The 7,781-nt window shown below is 68.8% G+C and carries 6 protein-coding genes and 1 pseudogene; 5 read left to right on the top strand and 2 right to left on the bottom strand.

Translation table 11 applies throughout. The annotated features are described in order from the left end of the window. From ACTWPT_RS30515 to ACTWPT_RS30505, 3 genes are all read left to right on the top strand, one after another. Nucleotides 1–1,106: glycosyltransferase (locus ACTWPT_RS30515; protein ID WP_443180926.1), on the top strand; the 1,106-nt coding region annotated here is incomplete at its 5' end. Beyond that, nucleotides 1,103–2,107 (top strand): glycosyltransferase, encoded by a 1,005-nt coding sequence (locus ACTWPT_RS30510; RefSeq protein WP_443180925.1) that lies wholly within the window; start codon nt 1,103–1,105, stop codon nt 2,105–2,107. The genes ACTWPT_RS30515 and ACTWPT_RS30510, both read left to right, overlap by 4 nt. Next, a complete protein-coding gene (locus tag ACTWPT_RS30505; protein ID WP_443180924.1) occupies nt 2,104–3,579 on the top strand; it encodes a glycoside hydrolase family 130 protein in 1,476 nt (491 codons plus the stop codon). Before ACTWPT_RS30510 ends, ACTWPT_RS30505 begins: the two co-directional genes overlap by 4 nt. A gap of 345 nt (nt 3,580–3,924) precedes the next feature. Here the strand turns inward: ACTWPT_RS30505 and ACTWPT_RS30500 are convergent, their stop codons facing one another. Further along, a complete protein-coding gene (locus ACTWPT_RS30500) occupies nt 3,925–4,470 on the bottom strand; it encodes a hypothetical protein (protein ID WP_443180923.1) in 546 nt (181 codons plus the stop codon). 765 nt (nt 4,471–5,235) lie between these two features. Here ACTWPT_RS30500 and ACTWPT_RS30495 point away from each other — a divergent pair. Next, a pseudogene (locus ACTWPT_RS30495) lies at nt 5,236–5,355 on the top strand (hypothetical protein); the annotation flags it as partial. A gap of 56 nt (nt 5,356–5,411) precedes the next feature. Here ACTWPT_RS30495 and ACTWPT_RS30490 read toward each other — a convergent pair. Further along, nucleotides 5,412–5,837: a DUF6221 family protein gene (locus ACTWPT_RS30490; RefSeq protein ID WP_443180922.1), complete on the bottom strand. Its 426-nt coding sequence runs from the start codon at nt 5,835–5,837 to the stop codon at nt 5,412–5,414. Nucleotides 5,838–6,305: 468 nt separating this feature from the next. On the opposite strand from ACTWPT_RS30490, the gene ACTWPT_RS30485 reads away from it, so the two are divergent. After that, a complete protein-coding gene (locus tag ACTWPT_RS30485; RefSeq protein WP_443180921.1) occupies nt 6,306–7,730 on the top strand; it encodes a pyridoxal phosphate-dependent decarboxylase family protein in 1,425 nt (474 codons plus the stop codon). Nucleotides 7,731–7,781 lie beyond the last annotated feature (51 nt).

Raw genomic sequence — 7,781 nt, 5'->3', positions numbered from 1 at the left:
CGCCCACCCAGTGCGGGCTCGCAACCTTTAACTCCGCCCTGGCCGCCCATCTCACCAGGGGCGGCGTGTTCGGCGGGATCGTCCGTGTCACCGGGGAAGGCGACGACGACCGGCCCCAGCCGGGGGTCGTGCACACCTGGACTCCGGGCGGCCCCGAGGGGTGGAACGCCGCGGCCTCCGCTCTCGAGGACTTCGACGTGGCCATCGTGCAGCACGAATACGGCATCTACCCCGGCGCCGACGGCCAGGATATTCTGCCGCTGCTGCGTCGCCTCATAGTGCCGAGCATCGTGGTCCTGCACACCGTCCTGGCCAGGCCCACACCGCGGCAGAAAGCCCTGCTCGAGGAGATCGGGGCCGCCGCCGGCGCGATCGTGACCATGACCGCCACCGCTCATGACCGGTTAATGACCGGCTACCGGGTGGACGCCGGCAAGGTGTTCGTCATCCCACACGGCGCAACCGACCACCTGCGGGTCCCGGCTCGGCGCCACTCCCGTCCGCACCTGCTCACCTGGGGCCTGCTCGGGCCCGGCAAAGGCATCGAGTGGGCCTTGCGTGCGCTCGCACTCCTGCGAGGCCTCGACCCGCCACCGATCTACACGATCGCCGGAAAGACCCACCCCAAGGTGCTGGAACTCCACGGCGAGGCCTATCGCCACGGCCTGTATGCACTCGCCGCCCGGATCGGGGTGTCCAAAGCCGTACGACACGACCCTGTCTACCGGGATCAGGACTCGCTGAGCCGGCTCATCCGCTCAGCGGACGTGGTCGTGCTGCCGTATGACTCGGCGGAGCAGGTCACATCCGGCGTCCTCATCGAAGCCGTGGCCGCGGGCGTGCCGGTCGTCGCCACCGTCTTCCCCCACGCCGTGGAACTGCTCACCTGCGGTCCAGGACTTCTCGTCCCACACGGCGATCCCGGGGCACTCGCCGCCGCCGTACGTCGTGTCCTCACGCAACCCGGGCTGGCCGACGATCTCACCGGCCGTACCCATGCCCTGATCCCGAGCCTGCTGTGGCCCGCGGTCGCGGCCCGATACGACGGCCTTGCCCGGTCGCTCCTCGCGAAGCGGCCGGCCGCGACGGCCACGGTGCTGCCGTGAGCACCGGGACTCCGGGTTTCAAACACCTGATCCGGATGAGCGACGACACCGGCCTGTTCGAGCATGCCCGGCACGCCACCGTCTTGCGCCATCACGGCTACTGCACCGACGACGTCGCCCGTGGCCTCGTCGTAGCCTGCCGGGAGCCGCATCCAGCGCACCGGCTGACTCGGCTGATCGAGTGCTATCTGGCCTTCCTCACACACGCTCAGGATCGTTCCGGCGCGTTCCACAACAGGCTCAGCTTCGACCGGCGCTGGAGCGACCGACCAGGCGTCGGCGACTGGTGGGGCCGGGCGATGTGGGGCCTGGGCACCGCGGCGGCCCGCACCTCCGCTCCGTGGATCCGGAAGGAGGCCCTGCACGCCTTCACCCTCGGAGCTGAACAGCGCTCCCCGCATCCGCGCGCCATGGCCTTCGCGGGGCTCGGCGCGGCAGAGGTCCTACGCGCCACCCCGGACAGCACCGTGGCCGCCACCCTGCTGATGAACGCCGTGGAGGCGATCGGCGCTCCCTCGGAGAACCCCTCCTGGCCGTGGCCACAGCCGCATCTGACGTACGCCAACGCCGCTCTCGCCGAGGTGATCATCGCCGCTGGAGACCTGAGCGATGACCGGCAGCTGCTCAGCGTCGGTCTGCGCATGCTCACGTGGCTGTGTGAGGTTCAGACGAGGAACGGCCGGCTCTCGGTCGTGCCCGCCGCCGGCTGGTGGCAGGGCGCGCCGCAGTCCCGCTACGACCAGCAGCCGATCGAGGTGGCCGCGCTCGCCGACGCCTGCGCCACCGCCGGACTCGCGACCGGTGACCCTTCGTGGCGGGAGAAGGTAGGGCGGACGGTGGAGTGGTTCCAGGGCGCCAACGACGCCGGCGTTCCGATGTGGGACCCGGCAACCGGCGGAGGCTACGACGGCCTGACCGAGCATGGTCCGAACCTCAATCAAGGCTCGGAGTCCACCATCGCGCTGATCTCTACCATGCAGCACGCCAGGCGGATCTCATGACCAACAGGGATCTGGCCACACGGCTCGGCCCGACGCTCACTCCGGACCCGCGAAGAGTGATCATCAAGCTCTTCGTGCCCGGGGAGGACGCCGCGCTCACCCGTACCCGGGCCGCCGCGCTGATCGATCGGATCCTGCTCCTCGACCACGATCAGACGACCGAAATGCTCCAGCAGACGTTGCGGCGATTCGGTGGGCGGCACCACGATCTCGAAGCGACCTTCGCCCATCACCACGACCTGATCCGCCATCGCGTCCCGCGCGACGTCGACCTGTCCCTGCCGGCCCGCCTCCTTGTGGGCGCCTACTTCAGTCACGAGTTCGCCGTGGAGGCTGCCGCGGTGTGCAACCCGTCCGTGATCCCCCATCCCGACCAATCCGGCCTGCACTCCGGACAGCTCCGCGTGGCGATCAGCCTGCGGCAGATCGGCGAGGGGCATCTGTCCTCCCTCGGCTTCGCCACGGCAGTCCTCGGGCCCGGCTCCGACCTCGACATCGCCGACCGCTCCGGGACGCTGTCCGTCGGACGCCGGCACCTGACCCATCATCGGCGGGACCTGCTCGCCGCCGGGCTCTCCGACGACGCCTGGGACAACGAGGTGACGGCCAGCATGCTGCGATCCCTGCCGGAACGTTTCGAGGACGACGACTTCGAACACGCGATCGCCCAGCTCCCCACTGACCTGCTCACCCGCACCAGCACGCAGTCGACCCTGGAAGAGATGCGCCGGGCGACGCGCTTGGAGTACGCCGTGGCGTTCCCCGCCGATCTCCCTCTTCACCGGCGAATCCTCTGGCCGGCGACCGCAGCCGAGTGCAACGGCATGGAGGACGCGCGATTCGTACGAATCGTCGACGAGGACGGCCGGCCTTCGTATCGCGCCACCTACACCGCCTACGATGGGCAGCACATCCGTTCTCACCTGATCACCAGCGACGACCTGCGCCATTTCGAGATCACTCCCATGCGCGGCCCCGCAGCCGTCAACAAGGGCATGGCACTGTTCCCCCGACCGGTCGGTGGACGCAGTCTGGCGCTATGCCGTTCCGACGGCGAGACCATCGGTCTCACCGCCCTCGACCGACACAACAGCTGGCAACGGCCAGAACCCCTGCACATGCCCCGCCGGGACTGGGAGCTCATCCAGGTGGGCAACTGCGGATCCCCCATCGAGACCAGATTCGGCTGGCTCGTCCTGACCCACGGCGTCGGGCCCATGCGCGACTACGCAATCGGCGCCCTGCTGCTTGACTCCCACGAGCCACACCGCGTCATCGCCGAACTCCCGGGCCCGCTGCTCACCTCCGACGGTGCCGAACGCGAAGGCTACGTGCCCAACGTCGTGTACTCCTGCGGCAGCCTGCTCCACGATGACGCCGTATGGCTGCCCTACGGGGCGAGCGACACCCGCATCGGATTCGCTCGTGTGCCGCTCGACACCCTCATCAAGGAGATGCGTCCACCACAGTGACGAATGGCCGCCCGTCGGATGTGGCCTTTCCGCCGACTCAGCCGGCACTGGCTACCTGCCAGGCAGCGACCTGTTGTCACGTCTCGTCACCGAGGTCGCCGCGCGCAGCGGCGTCGAGCAGGTGACACGCCGCCGGACGGCGGCGCTTCGAAGGAAGCGCCGCCCTCGAGCGCCCCGGGATCCGCATCATGCCGGCACCTCCTCCGCGTACACGATCATCGACTCCAGCAGCGGCGCGCCGAAGGTGGTGACCATGGCCACGTCGGATGCGTCCCGTTCACGCTCGATCACGATGCGCCCTTGCGCCTGCGGTTGTTGCGCGGATCGAAGGTCCACCACTCGTTCTCATACAGCACGATCTTGGACGCGGCTTGGCCGGGGCCGTCCGGGTACCGGCCCGGCCAGTGGTGCGCTCCACAGTCGCCGCAGGTTGTCGATGGCGGAGATATCCGGCAGGTCCTTGGGCCGGCGAGCACATGCTTTCCACGCGAGGACATCGCCCAGCCGCATGAACGGGATGCCGTCGATCAGGTCAGCGGTTTCGATCAGGTAGTGAGTCGACCATCCGGGTGTCCAACGGTCGACGAACTCGATGGCGAACGCCGGGTGGTTGATCACTTGCCCGTGGCCGGACGGGGCTGTGCTTGGCGTGACTCCGAGGGCGAGGGCGATGCACCATGCGGCGCCGCGGGCGAGCACGTCTAGGTCACCCATGCAGGTCCGCAGATTGCGCACGTATAAGGCGGCGGAGCCGCACACGACGTAGTCGCCGTGCGGCAGGTTCAGCCGAATCAGTTCGGTGAACAGGCCTGCCGGGTCCGTCACCAGGGTGCGCGGCTGCGCCGCAGTTGGATGCCGTGATGGCACGTCGGCGAGGTGCTGATACATCATGTGTTCGTCCTTCGGGCTTATCGGGTCTGAGGGATGCGCCGGGCCATGGGCACGGTCAGGATCTACCGGTTTGAAGCCGCGCCTTGGGCTGCGGTCTGTCGCTGGTGGCGCCCGGCGATAGCCACCTCGCTGGGCAGATCACCGCAGCTCAGCCGCGTTGATCAAATTCGCGGGTGCGCCCGCGACAGAAGAAGCCGGGCGGCCTGTTCGCATACGGCCGCCCGACCATTTCTTCGTCGTGGACAGGGGTCAACTCACCGTGTGGTGTCAGTCCTCCCAGGCGCAGATGACGTATGCCGTAACGGTCCATTCGTTGTCGTCGCCATGCATCTCGGCTGTTTCGACCCGGGCCAACGTGTTGATCGAATAGAACGCGTCGAGGACGATCTCACCGCGGACGCCGCCGTTGATCTCGAACCCACTCCCCAGGGCTACCTGCCTGTCACGATCGCGGGTTCTTCCCGATCTTCGGGGAGCACGATCCCTGTCTCCCTACCATCGCCTCTGGCCTTCGACCGCTCTGCGCACATCTACCCGCTGGCCTGGTGCTCCTGCGCACAGCGCAGCAGCTCCGGCAGTGCAGGCTTGCTGCCAAGCCAGGGAGGTCCCGGCTCAACGTCGTGAGGTCCATCCAGGCGCGCCCCGCCCGGGCAACCCGCCACGCTCTCGCGGACGGGCGCGTACGAGGTGGCCTTCCGCAACCAGGGCGAGGCGATCGTACTCTGGTTACCTCGACCTCACCGCCGCTCATAGCATCCCGGGGCAGTGCACGGGCGGCGGCTCGACGTCGCCGACCCACACGACATCACCGCCTTCGTCGAAAGCACCGCCGCCGAGTTCCACCGCATCGACGCGGTCGTCTGCGCCGCGGGGATCGAGCCGCCGCAGGACCTGGCTGGTCCCCTCATCGAGGCGTGCCCGGAGGAACGCGATCAGGTCGTTCACGGCTGCCAGTCCTCGTCGAAGTCGTCGTGGTCGGCCCAGCGCTGGGCCATTTCCCAGACGGTCTGCTTGGCGAACCACACCAGGCGCGGGATGCCGGACAGCACCTCCTCCTGGCAGCGCAGGAGCGTCTTCCGCCTGGCCTGGACGTCGCGAAGCACGCGGGCCGGATCGTGGCGGGCGATGTGCTCCGCGTCCTTCATCGACTGCGCATGGCCGGCCTCGCCGGTGATGCAGATGGCTCCCCGGAAGGGCGACGGACCTCCGTAACCGACGAACTCCTGACCGTTCGTCATGGTGACGAAGTCGTCGCCGTCGTACCACTCGTTGCTCGGGTCATATGACCAGGGGCCCGGCGTGGCCGCGCGCGCGATCTGTTCGTCTTCGTCGAGCCGGGCGTGCACGAAGGCCATCTGCTCATCCATTCGTATATGCTCCCTCGCCGATCACGTCGGAAATGTAGTCGGCCGGCTCCGCGTAGATCATGAAATCGGGCACATTGTCGGAGAACTCTTTCATGGCCGGCTTCCCCCTCGCGGGCTCCTATCGCACCCCGGAGGGTGTTACCTGGAACGTAGTGGAGAGGCCCGCCGCAGCCTCGCGGCCGGTGAGCGAGCCGGGCGTCCCGGCGGGGCCATCCCCGCACGGCGCGGGGTCGCGAGGATCTCGGGGCAGTCGTCGACGAGCAGGAACCGCTGAGCGGTGCCTTCATCACCGCATGCGCCGGGTCGTGCAGGTCAAGGCCGAAGCTCGCAGGGGTTGCCGACCGTTGACCGCCTCGCGACCCGGTGCTACCGTCGGCCATGGTTTTTCTATGGATATAGAAAAACGGTCCTCGGCCCTCCCCGGTCCTGGTGTGGTGACGGTGAGGGCGAATCTGGAGGGGTAACGACGTGGCGACGACACCTCACACCGCGGGCCGGCTGCTGCACAGCGGCCCGGCTGGTGCGGCAGCGCTGGGCGAGCAGTTGCAGACCGCCGTCGCGGAGATGGCTCGATGGATGGACGAGTACGGCGGCTTCAGCCCGCACCCGTCTTTGGACGTCGAGATGGGCGCGCTGGAGCGGGCCACCGAGGAGCTGCGCGCCCGCTTGCGGGACAACTATCCGTTCTTCCACCCCCGCTACGTCGGGCAGATGCTCAAGCCACCGCACCCGGCAGCGATGATCGGCTACGTCACCGCGATGCTGATCAACCCGAACAATCACGCCCTGGACGGCGGGCCGGCGACCGCGCGGATGGAAAAAGAGGTCGTGGCGCAGCTCGCGGCCATGTTCGGCTTCGATCAGCACTTGGGCCACCTGACCAGCAGCGGCACCATCGCCAACCTCGAGGCCCTGTTCGTCGCCCGCCAGACACACCCGGGCAAGGCGGTGGCCTACAGCGCCGACGCGCACTACACCCACTCCCGCATGTGCCACCTGCTGGGTGTGGCGGGCACGGCGGTCCCGACGACGGCTGACGGCACGATGGACCTGCGGGCCTTGGAGGAGCTGCTGCGCGCCGGAGGCATCGGCACGGTGGTGGCCACCACCGGCACCACCGGCCTGGGGGCGGTCGACCCCGTCCATGACATCGTCGCGCTGTGCCGGCGCTACGGGGCCCGGGTGCACGTCGACGCCGCCTACGGCGGGTTCTTCCGCCTCATCGCCGACGACAGCCCCGACGGTGTGGCCGCCGCCCCCTTCGCCGCCATCGCCGAGTGCGACTCGGTCGTCATCGACCCGCACAAGCACGGCCTGCAGCCCTACGGCTGCGGCGCGGTGCTGTTCAAGGACCCCGGCGCGGCGCGACATTACCTGCACGAATCGCCCTACACCTACTTCACCTCCGACGAGCTGCACCTGGGTGAGATCTCGCTGGAGTGCTCCCGCGCCGGCGCGGCGGCGGCCGCCCTGTGGCTGACCCTGCGGCTGCTGCCGTTGACGCCCGAGGGCCTGGGCGCGGCGCTGCGCCCCGGCCGGCGCGCCGCGCTGGCCTGGGCCGAGCGCATCAGGGCCGGCGAGCAGCTGAGCCTGTACCAGCACCCGCAGCTGGACATCCTCACCTACTTCCCCACCCGTGACCGCTTGTCCGAGATAGACCGGGCCAGCGCCCACGTCCTGACCCGGGGCATGCAGCTGCCCCGGACACAGTCGCTGTTCGTGGCCACCTACTCCGTCGACGCCGCCGCCCTGGCCGCGCGCGCACACCAGGTGACCGCCGACGTGCCACACGGCCGCATCCTGCGCAGTGTGCTGATGAAGCCCGAGACCGAGCAGTATGTGCCGTTCCTGCACCAGCACGTCCTCGACCTGCTCGCCGACAGCGGCACATAACAGGCGGTCATCAGCCAGCAGCCTGCACAAACGCCAGCCGACCAGCGGAAA

Origin of the sequence: Nonomuraea sp. 3N208 (genome assembly GCF_052245935.1) — a bacterium.
Classification (GTDB): Bacteria; Actinomycetota; Actinomycetes; order Streptosporangiales; family Streptosporangiaceae; genus Nonomuraea.
The sequence above is the reverse complement of the archived record's forward strand: the minus strand, read 5'-3'. Positions and strand labels throughout refer to the sequence as shown.